Below are 17,705 nucleotides of genomic sequence, written 5' to 3'. Positions count from 1 at the left end.
TCAACCCCCGAGATTTGCTTCGGTATCTGAAACTGTCTTGCTGTTGCCCTTGGCCGGCTCCGAGGAGGCGACCGGCTTGTTCTTCTCGACCGGGAACATCGTGTAGGACAGCGTGATCGTCTTCACGTCCTTCAGTTCCGGCACATTCACGATGTCGGGGTCCACATAGAACAGGACCGGCATGTCCAGCGTCTCGCCGGGCTTCAGCGACGTATCGGTGAAGCAGAAGCACTCGACCTTGTTGAAGTAAGGACCCGCCAGTTCCGGCTGCACGTTGAAGGTGGCGCGGCCGGTAACTGGGCGATCGAACTTGTTCGTCGCCTGATAGTGCGCCTGCACTGTCTCGCCGATCTTCATGGTCATCGAGCGCTGGACCGGCTGGAACTCCCACGGCACGCCGGCAATATTGGCGTCGAAGCGGACGGTGATCTCGCGGTCGAGCACGCGGCCGGCATACTGCTTCTCGACACGTTGCGTCGTGCCGCCATAGCCGGTCGCCTGGCAGAACATCTTGTAGAGCGGCACGGCGGCATAGGCCATGCCGATCATGCCGGTGAAGAAGGCAAGGCAAACAGCAGCGACGATGCGGTTGCTGTTTTTGCCGGCCGTCTCTTTGGGCGTCTCGACGCTCATCACATCTTGCCCGACAAATTGTGGCCGAACTTCACGATCGTCGCGATGTAGAAAATGACGACCAGCACCGCCAGCGCCAGGCCTATGGCGATGGACCGGCTGCGCTGGGCCTTCCTCTGGCGATCGGTCAGGGTGACCGTCTCGAGCTTCTCCTCGACCATGATCATGCTCCACCCATGGCAAGCGCGCGTTCGACAACGCTGTCGGCCAGGTAGGCAGCGAAGATGGCGAAGAGATAAAGCAGCGAATAGGCAAACAGCGCCTTGGCCGGCTTCATGGCGCGGTCGTCGTCGGCCATGCCGAGCACCTTCCAGGCGTACCAGACAAAGCCGAGCCCGAGCAGTATGGCGGCCACGCCATAGAAGGGCGTGGTGTAGCCGAGCAGCCACGGCAGCACGCCAACAGGGGCCAGCACCAGCGCATAGGCGAAGATCTGACGGCGGGTCGACGCCTGGCCAGCGACATTGGGCATCATCGGGATGCCGGCGCGCTCGTAGTCCTCGGACTTGAACAGCGCGAGCGCCCAGAAATGCGGCGGCGTCCACAGGAAGATGATCAGGAACAGGATGATGCTTTCGAGGCTGACCGAGCCGGTCACCGCGGCCCAGCCTATGACTGGCGGGATCGCGCCGGCCGCGCCGCCGATGACGATGTTCTGCGGCGTCCAGCGCTTCAGCCACATCGTGTAGACGACGGCGTAGAAGAAGATGGTGAAGGCCAGCAGCGTCGCCGACAGCCAGTTGACCAGCACGCCGAGCGTCATCACCGAAAGCACCGAGAGCACCAGGCCGAAGCTCAGCGCCTCGTGCGGCTGGATCCGGCCGGACGGCACTGGACGGCTGGCCGTCCTGGTCATGACCGCGTCGATGTCGGCGTCGTACCACATGTTGAGCGCGCCAGAGGCGCCAGCACCGATGGCGATCGAAAGGATGGCGATCACCGCCAGCAGGGGATTGATCGTCACGGGTGCGGCGACCAGCCCGACGAAGGCTGTGAACACCACCAGCGACATGACGCGCGGCTTCAGCAGGGCGAAGAAATCGCCCGCCGTCGCTTCCGACATGCGGAAGCCCGCTTCGTCAATGCTGGTTTCGTCGACTAGGGCCATGCGTACTCAGTCCATCATTCCGTTGGCCAAAACCGCCGGCGGGCCGGCGGTTCTGTATTCAGGCGGGAGCCGCCTTACTTGATCTTCGGCAGTTGCTCCCACTGGTGGAAAGGCGGCGGCGAAGGCAGCTGCCATTCGAGCGTGGTGGCGCCCTCACCCCATGGGTTGGCACCGGCGATTCGCTTCTTCTGGAAGGCTTCGAACACGCCGTAGAGGAAGATCGCCACGCCGACGGCCGAGATGTAGGAGCCGATCGACGACACATAGTTCCAGCCGGCAAACGCGTCCGGATAGTCGATGGTGCGGCGCGGCATGCCGGCCAGGCCAAGGAAATGCTGCGGGAAGAAGATCAGGTTCACGCCGACGAAGGTGACCCAGAAGTGGGTGTTTGCGATGACGGGCGAATACATGTAGCCGGTCATCTTCGGGAACCAGTAGTACCAGCCGGCGAAGATCGCGAACACCGCGCCCAGCGACAGCACGTAGTGGAAGTGGGCGATGACGAAATACGTGTCATGCAGCGAGCGGTCGAGACCGGCATTGGCCAGCTGGACGCCGGTGACGCCACCGATGGTGAACAGGAAGATGAAGCCGAGCGCCCACAGCATCGGCGTCTTGAAGGAGATCGATCCACCCCACATCGTTGCGATCCAGGAGAAGATCTTCACGCCCGTCGGCACCGCGATGACCATGGTGGCGAAGACGAAGTAGCGCTGGGTGTCGAGCGACAGGCCGGTCGTATACATGTGGTGCGCCCACACGATGAAGCCGACGGCGCCGATCGCGACCATGGCGTAGGCCATGCCGAGATAGCCGAACACCGGCTTCCTCGAGAAGGTCGAGACGATATGGCTGATGATACCGAAGCCCGGCAGGATCAGGATGTACACTTCCGGATGGCCGAAGAACCAGAACAGGTGCTGGAACAGCAGCGGGTCGCCGCCGCCATCAGGCGCGAAGAAGGTGGTGCCGAAATTGCGGTCTGTGAGCAGCATGGTGATGCCGCCGGCGAGCACCGGCAGGGACAACAGCAGCAGGAAGGCGGTGACCAGCACCGACCAGGCGAACAGCGGCATCTTGTGCAGCGTCATGCCCGGAGCGCGCATGTTGAAGATGGTGGTGATGAAGTTGATGGCACCGAGGATCGACGAGGCACCGGCGATGTGGATCGACAGGATGGCCAGATCCATGGCCGGCCCGGGCTGACCCGAGGTCGAAAGCGGCGGATAGAGCGTCCAGCCGCCGCCGACACCGTAAGCGCCCGGCGCGCTCGGCACGAACATCGAGGTGAGCAGCAGGATGAAGGCCGGCGGCAACAGCCAGAAGGAGATGTTGTTCATGCGCGGGAAAGCCATGTCGGGAGCGCCGATCATGATCGGCACCATCCAGTTGGCGAAGCCGCCAATCAGGGCCGGCATGACCATGAAGAAGATCATGATCAGCGCGTGCGCGGTGGCAAAGGCATTGTACATGCTCTTGCCGCCATCGATCGCGGCGTCACCGTTCATGCCGTAGACCATCTGCGCCAGGCCGCTGAAAATCTGGATGCCGGGCTCCTGCAGCTCCATGCGGATGGCAACCGACAGGGCGCCGCCGATGATGCCGGCCATGATCGCGAAGATCAGGTAGAGCGTACCGATGTCCTTGTGGTTGGTCGAATAAACCCAGCGCACCCAACCGTGATAAGGCTTGTGGTCGTGCCCGTCGTGAGCTGCAGCGTCTGCCATGTTCCGCTCCGTTCCCTAAATCTTGCTAACCCGCGGCATCAATTGCCGGCGGCCGCTACCTTGTTCTGGCCTTCGACCTCGGCCATGAGCGTCTTGTTGGCGCCGGGCAGGTCGGTCTTGGCTGCCGCCAGCCAGGTCTTGAACTGCGCATCCGAGACGACACGAATGGCGATCGGCATGAAGGCGTGGTCCTTGCCGCAAAGCTGCGAACACTGGCCGTAATAGAGGCCTTCCTTCTCGGCCTTGAACCAGGTCTCGTTGGTGCGTCCCGGAATGGCGTCGATCTTGATGCCGAAGGACGGCATGGCGAAGGAGTGGATCACGTCGGTCGCGGTGACAAGCACGCGCGTCATCGTGTTGACCGGCACCACCAACTCGTTGTCGACGGCGAGCAGGCGCGGATAGACCTTGCGATCCTCCTTGCCCGCCTTGGCGCGATCGCCATCCTGGAGGATGGCCGAATTGAAGGAAAGCGTGTTGTCGGTCTGGTACTCGTAGTCCCAGTTCCACTGGTTGCCGGTCGCCTTGACGGTCAGCTTGGCTTCTTCCGGCGGCGTGTACTGCGCGGTCAAGAGCTGGAACGAGGGAATGGCGAGGCAAAGCAGGACCACGACCGGGCCAACGGTCCAGATCACCTCGATCAGCGTGTTGTGGCTGGTCTTGGAGGGGACCGGATTTGCGCTCGCGCGGAATTTCACGATGCAGTAGGCGAGAAGAAGCAGCACCAGAATGGTGATCGGGACGATGAACCACATCGTGTAGTTTCCGAACCACTCGATCTGCCGCATCATATCGGTCGCCGGCGCCTGGAAGGTCGTCTCCCACGCCACGGGCTGATCGGCATGGGCGGATGTGCCGGCAAAAATCGTGGCAGCGGCACAAGCACCCAGAAACTTGGCACTTGCTAGAAACCTGGCGCCAGCTCGGAAATTTCTCATCGCCCTCTTCGTCTCCCAGTTCCTCGCGGCTGCGCCAACGAGAATAACGAACAATGCCGGGACGGGAATCCCGACAGTCTCAAGGTGGTTCAAACCATACTCTTTTTCCCTCCGCAAGAAAGGAGCGGAGGAAACTGTGCGGCATTTTTGCGCGCAAGCTGGCGCGGCTCTTCCGTGGCGGCGGCCGCAGCGGCGAATCGCGTATGCTCGGGCGGGTCGCCCGCCTCATGCGGGCGGAGTGCGCGAAGCGTCGTAATTCAGGCAAGATTGGCGGTAAAAAGCGCTGTATTGCCTGTTTCGGGACAGTTCGGACGCGGTCTCGTCCTTTACTTGGCATTGGCGCGGCTTAAAGTGCCGTGATTCGCAATGGAGCCGTCATGAACTCTTGGCTTTCGAGACTGAGGCACACGAGACCGGGGCTTTCGACAGCCCTGGCGAAGGTCATGTTTCTCGCCGTCCTGTCCACAGCCGGTCTGTTCGTCGCGAGTGAGGCCGATGCGGCCCAGCCGAGCGGCACGGTGCGCTCGACGCATGGCGCGTGGTCGATCATCTGCGACACGCCCGCAGGCGCGACCTCCGAGCAATGTGTCATGATGCAGAATGTCGTTGCCGAGGACCGTCCGGAGATGGGCCTGTCGGTGGTCGTGCTGCGCACCGCCGACAACAAGGCCGAGATCCTGCGCGTGCTGGCGCCGCTCGGCGTGCTGTTGCCCAACGGTCTCGGCCTCAACGTCGACGGCAAGGATATCGGCCGCGCCTATTTCGTGCGCTGCTTCCAGGACGGCTGCTACGCCGAGGTCATCCTGGAAAAGCCGCTCCTAGACACGCTGAAGACCGGCACGTCGGCGACGTTCATCGTCTTCCAGACGCCTGAAGAAGGCATAGGCATCCCTGTCGATCTCAAGGGATTTGCCGAGGGTTTCGCCGCCCTTCCCTGACCCCGTCCTTCGGAAACCCGGATGCTGACGCGGCTTTCGTGATCGGAAGCGGGGCTTGCATCAACCGGCCGCCGCCCCTTCGTCGACACCGATCTTCATTGCCGATTGTGCGGGGGCGGCTTCGCGCCTACATCGGGGGAAAGCAATCTTCCCACGGGTGCACGCCATGAACAGCCTGATCGGCCAATTCGACATGTCAGACGATCGTATCAAGCAGATCGTTGCCGACACCATAAACGGCGCCGACGACGGCGAACTGTTTCTCGAATACAGCGAGAGCGAAGCGCTGATGTTCGACAATGGCCGGTTGAAGACCGCCAACTTCAACACCGACCAGGGCTTTGGCCTGCGCGCGGTCGCCGGTGAGGCCAGTGGCTACGCTCATTCGAGCGACATCTCCGAGGCCTCGCTGCTGCGCGCGGCCGCTGCGGTTGCGACCGTCAAGGGCGGCTATTCCGGTACGCTTGCCACGCCGCCCGCCCGCACCAACCGCCATCTCTACGGCGACGAGAACCCGATCCCCTCGCCTTCCTTCGAGGCCAAGGCAAAGCTGTTGCAGGAAATTGACGCCTGGCTGCGCGCCGAGGATCCACGCGTGCGCCAGGTGACGGCCTCGCTCGCCGCGTCCTGGCAGCATGTCGAGATCGTACGCGCGGACGGTCAGGTGGTGCGCGATATCAGGCCGCTGGTCCGCATCAACGTCTCGGTCGTGGTTGGCGACGGCGACCGCCAGGAAAGCGGCTCCTACGGCATGGGTGGACGCAAGACCTTTGGCGAATTCCTGATCGAGGACAGCTGGAAGCATGCCGCCAAGGAAGCGCTCCGTCAGGCGCTGGTCAATCTCGAGGCCATTCCCGCCCCGGCCGGTACCTTCGACATCGTGCTGTCCAGCGGCTGGCCGGGCGTCATGCTGCACGAAGCCGTCGGGCACGGGCTGGAAGGCGACTTCAACCGCAAGAAGACTTCGGCCTTCGCCGGCCTTTTGGGCCAGCAGGTCGCCGCCAAGGGCGTCACCGTGGTTGACGACGGCACAATCCCGGAGCGGCGTGGCTCGCTCACCGTCGACGACGAAGGGACGCCGTCGGCCCGCAACGTGCTGATCGAGGACGGCAAGCTGGTCGGCTACATGCAGGACAGGCAGAATGCCCGGCTGATGGGCATGAAGGCCACCGGCAACGGAAGGCGCGAGGGCTACGCGCACCAGCCGATGCCGCGCATGACCAATACCTACATGACTTCTGGTGACATGGAGCCGGACGAGATCATCGCCTCGGTCAAGAACGGCATCTATGCCGTCTCCTTCGGCGGCGGCCAGGTCGACATCACTTCGGGCAAATTCGTGTTCGGCTGCACCGAGGCCTACATGATCGAGAACGGCAAGGTAACGCAGCCGATCAAGGGGGCGATGCTGATCGGCAACGGGCCGGATGCCATGCACCGCGTCTCGATGGTCGGCAACGACATGAAGCTCGACAATGGCATCGGCATGTGCGGCAAGGCCGGACAGGGCGTGCCGGTCGGCGTCGGCCAGCCGCATCTCAGGATGAACCAGATGACGGTTGGCGGCACAAGGGTTTGAGGCCTTGGAGCCGTTTCGGTAACATCATCGGCCAAAGTGATGTTTCCGGATGCAGGCGGCCCGGCCATGCCCAGATCAAGGATCGTCATCCTGACAGGTGCCGGCATTTCGGCGGAATCGGGCGTCGCGACCTTTCGCGATCCCGATGGTGTCTGGACGAAATGCAACCTCGAAGACGTTGCGACGCCGGAAGGTTTTGCCCGCGATCCCGTCAAGGTGCAGGACTTCTACAACATGCGCCGGCGACAAATGGACAGCGTCGAGCCGAACGTGGCCCATGCGGCACTGGCCAGGCTGGAGCGCGAAATCCGAGGCGACGTCCTCCTCGTCACCCAGAATATCGACGATCTGCATGAGCGCGCCGGCTCGCGAAACTTGATCCATATGCATGGAGAGCTCGGCCGCGCGCTTTGCCAGGACTGTGGCGGAAGCAGCGCCTGGGCCGGCGACATCGCTATTCAGTCCGGATGTCCAGCCTGCGGTGCGAAGGGACGGTTGCGGCCCGACGTGGTCTGGTTCGGCGAGATGCCTTACCGCATGGAAGAGATCGGCGAGGCGTTGACGCGTTGCGACCTGTTCGTGGCGATCGGAACGAGCGGCAACGTCTACCCGGCCGCGGGTTTTGTCGAGGAGGCGCGCGCCGCCGGCGCCTTGACGATCGAACTCAACCTGAAATGCGCCGGCTGGGCCTCCCGCTTCGACGACCAGATGGAAGGACCGGCGACGCAAGTGGTGCCTGCCTTCGTCGAACGTATTCTCTCGGCGGCGGGCTGACGCAGACGTTTTCCGGCCTGAATCCTGGCCGGCACCTTGAAGTGAACACAATCCAAGTTAGGAAATTGTTAAGTGTTTAACTGCCTGGGCTGCATTTGCGCACGAACGCAGCACCAGTTCCCTCGTTGCGGTGGTGGTTTTGGCAATGCGGCATTCCTCCGTCCTGACCTCGTCTATCCTGCTTGGCTTCGTTTCGTTGATCGGTGCGACGTCGCTGCAAGTCAGCCCGGCGGCGGCGCAGTCGACCTTGTTCAAGCGAATATCGACGCGCCCATCCACGGATGGGTCACTCTCCGCCGCCGTTGGCGGCTCCACCAGCGTCCCCTACGGTTGGCTCGATTTCTGCCATCGCCGACCAAAAGAGTGCAAGGTGCCCGCTCTCCCGGCCGCCAGCGTCAAGCTGACCGCGCAGAACCTGCGCACCCTCGAGCGGATAAATCAGAAGGCGAACAGGTCCATCAAACCCGTCAGCAATTTCGACCACTGGGGCACGATGACGGACCACTGGGATTACCCGGTTGACGGCAAGGGCGACTGCAAGATCTACGCACTCTACAAGCGCAAGCTTCTTCAGGAGGCTGGATTTCCCCGGCAGGCGCTGCTGATGACAGTGGTGCACGACCTTGACAATGAAGGCCACACTATCCTGACGGTGAAAACCGACAAGGGCGATCTGGTCCTCGACAATCTGGTCGACGAAATCAGACCCTGGAACGCAACAGGCTACTATTTCCTGAAACGGCAGTCGCAGCAGAACCCGAATGTCTGGGTGTCGATCAACCAGCGAGGTGGCACGCCGAAGGCCATCACGAATGTTGCCAAACTCGTGAACTGAACGGCCTGGCGATCCAGCCATTCAGGCGTTTGGTGGGTTTCATCCGCCCTTGATCTGGCACAGGCGAACAGATCTCGGACGGAAACCCGGTTCACATTTTCCGGAATTGCCGCCAGCCTTGCTGGCAGGCTGGCGGCGAAACCTTCACCCGCGAAGGCGGCTGATCAGCCGGCCTTGCCGCCGTTCTTCTTGCAGTCGGCCCGGAACTTTTCACGGGCCTTGCCGTGCAGTTTCTGGGCGTCGGCGAGCGCGGAACACTGCTTCGAAATCGCGGTTTTTTCAGGCGTCATGGCAGTCGTCTTTGCCTTCTTCGCGGGGGCGGCCGTTGTGGTGGCCGGCGCCGTCGTGGTCGCCGCCGTCGTCGCTGCCGCGGCGGTTCCCGTCGCAATGAACCCGGCCAAAGCGATGGACGTCAGAACGCTTGCAATCCTCATTGTGGTCACTCCCTTTGACACCCCACCCGACATCGACTGGTAACAGCGAGCCGAGGCACTGCGCAATCTTGGCCGTGGCCAACCACGCAGTTGTGATGTGATCGCAGGTCGCCGCCGCGGCCCGCCATGTTTTGCCGCCGGCCGGCAAAGCCGACTCACCCCACACCACGCGACCAGCAACGCGCTTCAAGCCTTTGTCTTATGCATGTCCCGACCCAAGCGGATCACCTTTTGGGGGGACATGCGCTATTTCTTGCAAGCGGGCTCATTGGGATGCCCGCAAGACGGCTTCCTGGCAGCTGGCGGCTGCGGCGGCCTTGGCTGTGCCTGCCGCTGCACCTGCTGCTTCGGCTGGGCGTGGAACTCTGGCCTCTGCGGCCTGGGCTGCATCTGCTGCCTCGGCTGGGCGTGGAACTCTGGCCTCTGCGGCCTGGGCTGCACCTGCACCTTCAGCTGCGGGTTGCCGTTGTTGGCCTTGAATTTCTGCTGGACATTGCCGCCAGTGTTGCCGTTGACAGGCAACTTGCGGAATTTGGGAGCCTTGCCATCGCCCTTGAGCCCATTGCCTTGCCCATTGGCCTGGGCGTTCGTCTGGCCGCCGCCCTGATTGTGAAGTTTCCTGAACTTGCCGTTAGGCGGATTCTGGCTTGAATTCTGGCCATTGAGCGCCGATGGGTTGTTCGCTCGATTCGCCGCAGGCGTGCCGTTGACGCCCGGGATCTTGCGGAGCTTCTTGCCGGTACCGTTCTGGCCCTGCCCATTGCCCTGGCCATTGGTCCCGTTTTGCCCATTCACCACCGGGTTGCCGGTCACGGCGGCGTTTCCACCTGCCGTGACCTGCTTGTTCAAGAGCTTCCTGGACTTGTTGTTGGGCAGGTTCTGTCCATTCAGCACCGGCTTGCCATTGACGAGCGGCAGGGTCTTGCCGTCAGCGCCGGGCAAGGCATGACCTGTCAGCTTGTCGGCAGGCAATGTCTTCGACAACGGCCTGGCACCACCCGGCTGTTGGCCACCCTGCCCCAGCTTCAGCGGCAGGCCGCCGGGGTTCTGTTTGGACAGCACGGTTTCCTTTTTCTGCAGGAAAGCCGGCAACGCCACCTTGGTCGCCAGGGCGGCAGCACCCAGGCCCACGGCGCCAGCAGTCAGCTTCTGGCCGGTGGTGAGGCCACCGCCCTGGTTGTTGGTCTCGTTGATCGTCGTGTTGTTGATGATCGTGGTGTTGTGGATATTGTTGAAGATGACGTCGTTCGGCGGCGGGAAGATGTCATGCGGCGGGTTCACCCAGGCAGGCACCGGCACAAAGACAGGCGTCGGCAGCACGAAGATCCCGACCGGCGGCGGGGGTGGCGGCAATTCGATGAAGTCGCGCGGCCGCGGCGGCAGGAAGATCACCGCCACGGGCGGCGGTGGATCGAAGTCGAATTCCGGATCGTCGAAATAGAGCACGGGCCGGTCGACATAGACGATCTCTTCCGGCGGTGGCGGCGGCACGTCATAGTCATAGACCGCGAAATTCTGCGGCGGCTCCAGGGCGGCGTCGAAATGCTCGAGCCTGCGGCGGGCGTCCCAGGCATGGGGGCCATGCGGATAGCGATCGAGATAGGACCAGTAGGCTTCGGGCGTGTCCCTGAGCCAGGTCTGGCGCCAGGTGATAGCCTCGCGCCGCGCCGCCAGGATCGCGCGCACGCGCTTGGCCATCGGATCATGCGGATAAGCAACGATGAAATCTTCGTAGCCGCGCATCGTGTCGCGATCGAGAGCCGCTATGTAGGCATCACGCGCATCGAAATCGCGTATCTCCTTAGTCCGGTTGGTACGCACCTCGGCGGCGGAGACCTGCGGCGCCGGAGCATCCGGGCCGCGATCGAAGAAGACAAAGGGATCGGTGATCTTGGAGGCATTCCAAGGCACCTCCGCGCCATCAGTCACTTCATTGACCCGCAGCCGTGTGCGGTCAAACACATCGCCCAGCTGCAGGCCACCATCCCTGATCATCTCGGCAAGCGCCTGGGCATAGGCCCCATACGGCCCCTTGCCTTCCGGCGCGACCGTGCCCGGGGCTGCGTTGAAGGCGATCAGCATGTTCGGGTCGGGATCGACCAGTGCGAGGCCACCGGCCAGCGGCTGGTTCGACTTGGCGAAAGAATTTGGCCGCGCGGCGTCGAGCACGACGATGTTGACCTTCGTCGGCAGCGCGGCGAGAGGCTTTGTAAGGTCGGAAATCCGCACCGCTGCCATCGGCACGTCAGCCGCATTGGCGATCTCGGCATCGACGGGCGCGAAATAATTCTCACCTTCGAACTGCAATCCCTGCCCGGCCAGATAAACAAATACCACCGCGTCGGGGCCGGCCGCGGTCACCTTGGCGAGGAAATCGCGATAAGCGCCACGCAGCGATTCCTGGTCGACGTCGCGCGCGCCGACCACGTCGAACCCGGCCGCCTGCAATGTCTGGGCGATCAAGCCCGCATCATTGGCAGGCGTCGTCAGCGCGCTGGCGGGATAGGCGGCATTGCCGATGACGAAGGCTAGGCGCTTTTCGCCTTGCGCCAGCGCCCCGGCCGTAGAGCCGAATGCCAGAATGGAGAGAGCGAGGAAGAAGGCGAGGAATTTCAAGACCGTCCGCATTGCGATCATCCGGCAGGTGAGAGTGACGATGCTTCCGCCCCAGAGCCCAGACTAGGCTTGCGCAAAAAGGCAGCTTTGCGGCGTTAATCCGACGTCTTTCGGTATCGCGCGGTCGGATTGCCCGGTTTCAACGAAACGTGATCATCGTCCGGCTCAGCCGCGCCTTTTCCTCGGCTTTTCCAGCAGGGCGACCGCCTCGACATGCGGCGACCACAGGAACTGGTCGATCGGCGTCACGCTTTTCAAGGTGTAGCCGCCGTCGACGAGGATGCGCAGGTCGCGAGCAAGCGTCACCGGGTTGCAGGACACCGCGGCAACGAATGGAACAACCGAGCGGGCGATCTGCTTCGACTGGTCCTCGGCACCCGCTCGCGGCGGATCGAAGACAAGGCCGTCAAAGGCGTTCAACTCCTTGAAGGTCAAGGGTCGGCGGAACAGGTCGCGGCGTTCGCCCGTCACCCGCTTGATGCCAGTCGCGAAGCGCGATCCCCGGTCGAGCGCCGAAAGTGCCGCCGCATCGCCCTCCACGGCATGGACTTCCGACCTCGCCGCGAGCCGGAGCGCAAAGCTGCCACAGCCTGCGAAAAGGTCGGCGATCTTCTTGGCGCGCTTGAGATGTCCGCCGACAATCTCGGCCATCGTCTGCTCGGCTGCTTCGGTTGCCTGCAGGAAGGCACCCGGCGGCACGGCGACCGCGACGCTGCCGAACATCACCACGGGCTTCCTCGGTTCGATGATGATCTCGTCATCGACGGACAGCCTGGCAAAGCCTTGCGCAAGGACAAAATTGGACGCGATGCGGCGCTGGTGTTCGCCGAGCTTGCCGGAGTCATGCACCGCGACATCGAGGCCGGAACCGGTCACGGTGACCGCCATCCGGAAAGATTTGGTGGTGGCGCATATCAAGTCAGCGAGCGCCTTCAACTGGCCAAGCGCTCCGACGATTTCAGGCAGCGAGATCGGACATTCCGATATGGAAATGATTTCAGGCGACAGATGGCGATTGAAGCCGAGCAGCGTGCCTGTATCGGTGCGGCGCGCGGCGAGCACGACACGGCGTCGCGTCCGCGGCGCGCAGGCAACCAGCGCGTCGATGTCGCACTCGATGCCCTTGCCCTTCAGGGCGTGCACCACCTTCTCGCGTTTCCACTGGCGATAGGCTTCGGCCTCGAAATGCTGAAGGGCACAGCCGCCGCACTCCGTGAAATGGCGGCAGGCGGGCTCGATGCGCAGTGGCGAAGCCTCCAGCACCGCCATCAACGTGGCGCGATCCCGCTCGCGCGCGGCGGTGACGGTCTCCCCGGGCAGCGTAAAGGGAATGAACAGATCGCCGCCTTCGGTCTCTGCAATGCCGTCGCCCTGGGCGCCAAGCTTTTTGATGGTAAAGCGCGCGCTCATCGATCCTTGATCCCACCGAGCAGGAATTCGCGATTGCCGTCGCCGCCTTCGATTGGCGACAGATGCAGGCCGAGCGAGCGCCAGCCGGGCACGGTGTCCAGCCAATCCTGCAGCAGGCCCGCGACCCGGGCGGCATCGAAGGGGTCTTTCAAGAGGCCGCCCTTGCCGATCGCCTCGCGACCCGCCTCGAATTGCGGCTTGACCAGAAAGATCCCGGCGGCACCGGGCTTCGCAATGGCGAGCGCCGGCGGCAACGCCAACTTCAGCGAGATAAAGCTGACGTCGGAGACGATGAAACCTGGAACACGGCCGGCAAGGTCAGCGATGGTGATATCGCGGGCGTTCAGCCCTTCGACGACCGTCACCCGCGGGTCCTTGCCAATATCAGGATGTATCTGGCCATGACCCACATCGATTGCCGTGACATGGGCGGCGCCGCGTTCGAGCAGCACCTGGGTGAACCCGCCGGTCGAGGCGCCGATGTCGAGCGCTTCGCGGCCGGCTGGGTCGAGGCTGAAGTGGTCGAGCCCGCCGATCAGCTTCAGTGCCGCGCGCGAGACATAGCCTTGCGCCGGATCATCGATGACAACAAGGCATTGCGGCGAAACGTTCTGACCGGGCTTGCGGGCAATGGTGCCATCAACCGTCACCGCGCCACGCTCGACCGCGTCGCGGGCACGCGAGCGGCTGGCAAACAGGCCGCGCTGGACGAGCAGGTCGTCGAGCCGCTGGCGGGTGCTGGCTGGCAGAGGCGAGTTCATCGGCCTTCATGGCGAAAGCTGGCGGCGAAGGCAAGGACATTGGACCGAACAAGGAAAGAGCGGCGAGCGCATCAGGCCGCGCCGCGGCTTGCACGCATCGCATCGGGTTCGGCAAAATGGTAATCGAGGAGGAGAACCTCCATCGTCGGAACCCGGGGACAAAGAATGCTGACGGGAACCTGCCACTGTGGTGCAACCCACTGGACCCTTGAGGGCGATCCGGGGCCGATCACCGCCTGCAACTGCACGCTTTGCCGCCGCTATGGCGTGCTCTGGGCCTATGACTATGCCGATGAGCGCATTCGCGTCGCGGGGCCGATGGCTAGGTACACGCGCGCCGGAAAGGATACGCCTTCGCTCGAAATCCTGTTCTGCCCGACCTGCGCCTGCGTGCTCGCCTGGCGCGGCCTGCGCGCCGATGCCTCCGGTCGAACGCGTATCGCCGTCAATGTGCGGCTGGCGCCGCTCGAGGCCGTGGCCGATCTGCCGATCGACCATTTCGATGGTCTTGACACTTTCGACGACCTGCCGCGCGATGGCCGCTGCGTGCGCGACATGTGGTTCTAGAAGATAGTGCGCGACACCTGGCGCTCGACGGCAGGAGACAAGCCGTCGTGCCGATCCCCTGAAGCTTGCTCCCGTGGAGGCTCAGCCGCACCCGCACCCGCGGACGCAGGCGCTGGTTCCGACACGACCACCAATTGCGGCACCTGCTTATAGGAGAAGCCGCCTCTGAGATCGCCCATTTTGCTCGCGACGATGCCCATCGCCGCCTTTTCGAGATTGCGGTCATAACGCGTCTCGGCGGCGGCGGGTGTCGCGATGATGGCTAAAAGTGCCACGCCGCACAAAAGCGTCTTCATTGTTATTGTCTCCCTGCCTGACGTCGATCTAGCAGGGCGCCATTGAAAAACGGCCAAGAGACACGGTAAGCAAAGCGCCAAACAGCAGCGTAAACAATGCGTTAATAAATCAAGCCGGCAAACTGATTCAAGCGCTTGAGGTTTTGATTCAGGCGCGCTGGGCCCGGGCCGTATGCCCGAGCGCGGTGAAAACGGTGCGCACGATGCCGGCGGCATCGAGGCCGGCATCGGCATACATTTTTTCCGGCTTGGCGTGATCTGCGAACACGTCAGGCAGCACCAGCGGGCGCACCTTCAGGCCGCTTTCCAGCAGTCCTTCGTGGGCGAGGAACTGCAGCACATGGCTGGCGAAGCCGCCAATGGCGCCCACCTCCACCGTCACCAGAACCTCGTGCGAACGGGCCAGCCGCCGGATCAGATCCTCGTCGAGCGGCTTGGCGAAGCGGGCATCGGCGACGGTGGTGGAAAGCCCGGCCGCGCCGAGTTCCTCGGCAGCCATCAGGCAGTCTTGCAAGCGCGTGCCGAAGGACAGCAGCGCCACCTTTGTGCCTTCCCTGACGATGCGGCCCTTGCCGAGTTCGAGAACCGAGCCGCGCTCCGGCATGTCGACGCCGACACCGTTGCCGCGCGGATAGCGGAAGGCGATCGGGCCATCATCATAGCTTGCCGCGGTGCGCACCATGTGGCGCAGCTCCGCTTCGTCGGCGGCGGCCATCACGACAAAGCCCGGCAGGCTTGCCAGGAAAGTGGTGTCGAAGGCACCGCAATGGGTGGCGCCATCGGCACCGACGAAGCCGGCGCGGTCGATGGGAAAACGAACCGGCAGTTTCTGGATCGCGACGTCGTGGACGACCTGGTCGTAGGCGCGCTGAAGGAAGGTCGAATAGATCGCCGCGAACGGCTTGTAGCCTTCGGTCGCCAGGCCCGCCGCGAAGGTGACCGCATGCTGTTCGGCGATGCCGACATCGAAGGTCCTTGACGGGAACACTTCGCCGAACAGGTCCAGCCCCGTGCCGCTCGGCATGGCGGCGGTGACCGCGACGATGCGATCGTCCTCGCGCGCCTCCTGGATCAGGCTTTCGGCGAACACCTTGGTGTAGGCCGGTGCGTTGGCCGGCGCCTTGGCCTGCGCGCCGGTGATGACGTCAAACTTGTTGACGCCGTGATATTTGTCGGCGGCGGCTTCCGCCGGTGCGTAGCCCTTGCCCTTCTGGGTGACGACATGGATCAGCACCGGGCCTTCGCCATTGTCGCGGACGTTTTTCAGGACCGGGATCAGATGCTCGAGATTATGGCCGTCGATCGGGCCGATATGGTAGAAGCCGAGTTCCTCGAACAAGGTGCCGCCGGTGACGTAACCGCGCGCATGCTCGACAGCCCTTGTGATGGCACGATCGGCGCGCTTGCCGAGATAGGACGTCAGTTTCTTGCCGAAGTCGCGCAGGCCGGCATAGGCCTTGCCCGAGGCCAGCCGCGCCAGATAGGCGCTCATCGCGCCGGTCGGCGGTGCGATCGACATGTCGTTGTCGTTGAGGATGACGATGAGACGGGCGTCGAGCGCACCGGCATTGTTCATCGCCTCATAGGCCATGCCGGCCGACATGGCGCCGTCGCCGATGACGGCTATGACGTTGTTGCGGCCACCGGAGAGGTCGCGCGCCGCGGCCATGCCGAGGCCCGCCGATATCGATGTCGAGGAATGGGCGGCGCCGAAGGGATCGTATTCGCTCTCGGCGCGGCGGGTGAAGCCGGACAGGCCGCCTTCCTGGCGCAGCGTGCGGATGCGATCGCGGCGGCCGGTCAGGATCTTGTGCGGATAGGCCTGATGGCCGACATCCCAGATCAGCCGGTCGTCCGGGGTGTTGAAGACATAGTGCAGCGCGACCGTCAGTTCGACCACGCCAAGGCCGGCGCCAAGATGGCCACCGGTGCGGGACACCGCGTCGACCAGTTCGAGACGGAGTTCTGATGCCAGTTGCGGCAGTTCGCTCTCGTCAAGCGCACGCAAATCCGCCGGAATGCGGACCTTGTCGAGAAGCGGCGTATGCGGCGTTGCGTTCACGGGAGTTCGGGCTTTCTGTTCAACGGCGGGATAGGCCGCCGGCCTGCGAAAGTAAATGCGTGTCGGTGACGCGGATCAAGCAGGTCCCCTCGCCGATTTTCCTCAGTTCTCCGGCAGCGGAATAAACTCTTTCTCGTCTCCAGGAACGATATCGAAGCGGCCCGTCCTCCATTCCTGCTTGGCCTGTTCGATGCGCTCCTTGGAGGAGGAGACGAAATTCCACCAGATGTAGCGCTGCGAGCCGAGCGAGGCGCCGCCGAACAGCATGAAATGCGCGCCGGTGTGCGACGACACGATGATCTCGTCGCCGGGCCGGAACACCAGCAGGCGTTCAGCCGGGAAGACGTCACCCGAAATCGTGACCTCGCCTTCCAGTGTGTAGATGGCGCGCTCCTCCGCATCGGCCGGGATCTTTATGCTGGCGCCGGCCGCCAGCCTGAGGTCGGCGTAGAGCGTGTCGGCGTCGGCCCGTACCGGGGAACGCAGTCCCTGGAAGTCACCGATCACAACGCGGCCCGTGACGCCTTCGGCATCGATCTCGGGCAGCCGCAAGGCAGCGGTGTTCTCGAATACGGGCGCCACTTCCTCCTTGCCGTCCGGCAATGCCAGCCACGTCTGCAGGCCGGAGATCGACATCGGCGCGCCGCGCAATTCCTCGGGCGTACGCTCGGAGTGGACGATGCCTCGGCCTGCGGTCATCAGGTTAACGTCACCCGGCTGGATGACCATTTCGGTACCGAGCGAATCGCGATGCCTGATCTTGCCGTCGAACAGATAGGTAACCGTCGACAGGCCGATATGCGGATGCGGACGGACGTCGAGCGCCTGGCCTGCACGCAGGATCGCCGGCCCCATGCGATCGAAGAAGATGAACGGCCCGACCAGCCGCCTCCTGGCGGTCGGCAGAGCGCGACGGACCTCGAAGCCGCCAATGTCCTTGGCGTTCGGGATGACCATCAGTTCGATCTGGTCGCTGGCAAAGGCGTCGCCGGCTTCAGGGTCTTTCCCCGGGAAGAAGCTCATGAAC

The 17,705-nt window shown here is 63.4% G+C and carries 18 protein-coding genes; 6 read left to right on the top strand and 12 right to left on the bottom strand.

The window, feature by feature from the left end; genetic code table 11:
• The 5 genes from AC07SZ_RS00605 to coxB form a co-directional block, all read right to left on the bottom strand.
• Entirely contained in the window at positions 1-633 is a 633-nt protein-coding gene (locus AC07SZ_RS00605; protein WP_494912982.1) for a cytochrome c oxidase assembly protein, read from the bottom strand.
• Positions 633-800, bottom strand: coding sequence for a cytochrome c oxidase system small membrane protein (locus AC07SZ_RS00600; protein WP_056563959.1), 168 nt, complete (start codon positions 798-800; stop codon positions 633-635). The genes AC07SZ_RS00605 and AC07SZ_RS00600 overlap by 1 nt, the downstream gene beginning before the upstream one ends.
• Entirely contained in the window at positions 797-1,741 is a 945-nt protein-coding gene (locus AC07SZ_RS00595) for a heme o synthase (RefSeq protein WP_056563961.1), read from the bottom strand. Before AC07SZ_RS00595 ends, AC07SZ_RS00600 begins: the two co-directional genes overlap by 4 nt.
• 74 nt (positions 1,742-1,815) lie before the next feature.
• The gene (gene ctaD / locus AC07SZ_RS00590; RefSeq protein ID WP_056563964.1) at positions 1,816-3,468 is read right to left on the bottom strand and encodes a cytochrome c oxidase subunit I; all 1,653 of its coding nucleotides are present in this window, start codon (positions 3,466-3,468) and stop codon (positions 1,816-1,818) included.
• Between the two features lie 38 nt (positions 3,469-3,506).
• Positions 3,507-4,406 carry a cytochrome c oxidase subunit II gene (coxB, locus tag AC07SZ_RS00585; RefSeq protein WP_081294769.1) on the bottom strand — a complete coding sequence of 300 codons (900 nt, stop codon included), beginning with the start codon at positions 4,404-4,406 and terminating at the stop codon, positions 3,507-3,509.
• Positions 4,407-4,783: 377 nt separating this feature from the next.
• Here coxB and AC07SZ_RS00580 point away from each other — a divergent pair, with 377 nt between their 5' ends.
• From AC07SZ_RS00580 to AC07SZ_RS00565, 4 genes are all read left to right on the top strand, one after another.
• Positions 4,784-5,344, top strand: a complete 561-nt coding sequence (locus AC07SZ_RS00580; RefSeq protein ID WP_056563969.1) for an invasion associated locus B family protein — start codon at positions 4,784-4,786, stop codon at positions 5,342-5,344.
• Positions 5,345-5,510: 166 nt separating this feature from the next.
• A complete protein-coding gene (gene tldD, locus AC07SZ_RS00575; RefSeq protein ID WP_494912981.1) occupies positions 5,511-6,923 on the top strand; it encodes a metalloprotease TldD in 1,413 nt (470 codons plus the stop codon).
• A gap of 66 nt (positions 6,924-6,989) precedes the next feature.
• The gene (locus tag AC07SZ_RS00570; protein ID WP_494912980.1) at positions 6,990-7,697 is read left to right on the top strand and encodes an NAD-dependent deacylase; all 708 of its coding nucleotides are present in this window, start codon (positions 6,990-6,992) and stop codon (positions 7,695-7,697) included.
• Positions 7,698-7,893: 196 nt separating this feature from the next.
• The gene (locus tag AC07SZ_RS00565) at positions 7,894-8,532 is read left to right on the top strand and encodes a transglutaminase-like cysteine peptidase (protein ID WP_494912979.1); all 639 of its coding nucleotides are present in this window, start codon (positions 7,894-7,896) and stop codon (positions 8,530-8,532) included.
• Positions 8,533-8,696: 164 nt separating this feature from the next.
• Here AC07SZ_RS00565 and AC07SZ_RS00560 read toward each other — a convergent pair whose 3' ends face one another.
• Entirely contained in the window at positions 8,697-8,822 is a 126-nt protein-coding gene (locus AC07SZ_RS00560) for a hypothetical protein (RefSeq protein WP_274534531.1), read from the bottom strand.
• Here AC07SZ_RS00560 and AC07SZ_RS00555 point away from each other — a divergent pair.
• A complete protein-coding gene (locus AC07SZ_RS00555; protein ID WP_494912978.1) occupies positions 8,821-9,009 on the top strand; it encodes a hypothetical protein in 189 nt (62 codons plus the stop codon). The genes AC07SZ_RS00560 and AC07SZ_RS00555 overlap by 2 nt on opposite strands.
• A gap of 203 nt (positions 9,010-9,212) precedes the next feature.
• On the opposite strand, the gene AC07SZ_RS00550 is transcribed toward AC07SZ_RS00555, so the two are convergent.
• The 3 genes from AC07SZ_RS00550 to AC07SZ_RS00540 all read right to left on the bottom strand — a co-directional run bounded on the left by AC07SZ_RS00550 (position 9,213) and on the right by AC07SZ_RS00540 (position 13,753).
• The gene (locus AC07SZ_RS00550; protein ID WP_494912977.1) at positions 9,213-11,603 is read right to left on the bottom strand and encodes a caspase family protein; all 2,391 of its coding nucleotides are present in this window, start codon (positions 11,601-11,603) and stop codon (positions 9,213-9,215) included.
• Between the two features lie 144 nt (positions 11,604-11,747).
• On the bottom strand, positions 11,748-12,992 hold the full coding sequence (locus tag AC07SZ_RS00545) for a class I SAM-dependent RNA methyltransferase (protein ID WP_494912976.1): 1,245 nt from the start codon (positions 12,990-12,992) through the stop codon (positions 11,748-11,750).
• Positions 12,989-13,753 (bottom strand): TlyA family RNA methyltransferase, encoded by a 765-nt coding sequence (locus AC07SZ_RS00540; RefSeq protein ID WP_494912975.1) that lies wholly within the window; start codon positions 13,751-13,753, stop codon positions 12,989-12,991. The genes AC07SZ_RS00545 and AC07SZ_RS00540 overlap by 4 nt, the downstream gene beginning before the upstream one ends.
• A gap of 165 nt (positions 13,754-13,918) precedes the next feature.
• On the opposite strand from AC07SZ_RS00540, the gene AC07SZ_RS00535 reads away from it, so the two are divergent.
• Positions 13,919-14,320: a GFA family protein gene (locus tag AC07SZ_RS00535; protein WP_494912974.1), complete on the top strand. Its 402-nt coding sequence runs from the start codon at positions 13,919-13,921 to the stop codon at positions 14,318-14,320.
• Here the strand turns inward: AC07SZ_RS00535 and AC07SZ_RS00530 are convergent.
• The 3 genes from AC07SZ_RS00530 to AC07SZ_RS00520 all read right to left on the bottom strand — a co-directional run bounded on the left by AC07SZ_RS00530 (position 14,317) and on the right by AC07SZ_RS00520 (position 17,701).
• On the bottom strand, positions 14,317-14,616 hold the full coding sequence (locus AC07SZ_RS00530; protein WP_056563990.1) for a hypothetical protein: 300 nt from the start codon (positions 14,614-14,616) through the stop codon (positions 14,317-14,319). The two genes, AC07SZ_RS00535 and AC07SZ_RS00530, sit on opposite strands and share 4 nt — an antisense overlap.
• A gap of 148 nt (positions 14,617-14,764) precedes the next feature.
• The gene (gene dxs, locus AC07SZ_RS00525; protein WP_494912973.1) at positions 14,765-16,678 is read right to left on the bottom strand and encodes a 1-deoxy-D-xylulose-5-phosphate synthase; all 1,914 of its coding nucleotides are present in this window, start codon (positions 16,676-16,678) and stop codon (positions 14,765-14,767) included.
• A 102-nt stretch (positions 16,679-16,780) separates the two neighbouring features.
• Positions 16,781-17,701, bottom strand: a complete 921-nt coding sequence (locus AC07SZ_RS00520; RefSeq protein ID WP_494912972.1) for a pirin family protein — start codon at positions 17,699-17,701, stop codon at positions 16,781-16,783.
• Positions 17,702-17,705: the final 4 nt, after the last annotated feature.

The organism is Mesorhizobium sp. GW821-FHT07A06 (assembly GCF_059419085.1).
This window is presented reverse-complemented; position numbering and strand designations above follow the sequence as displayed.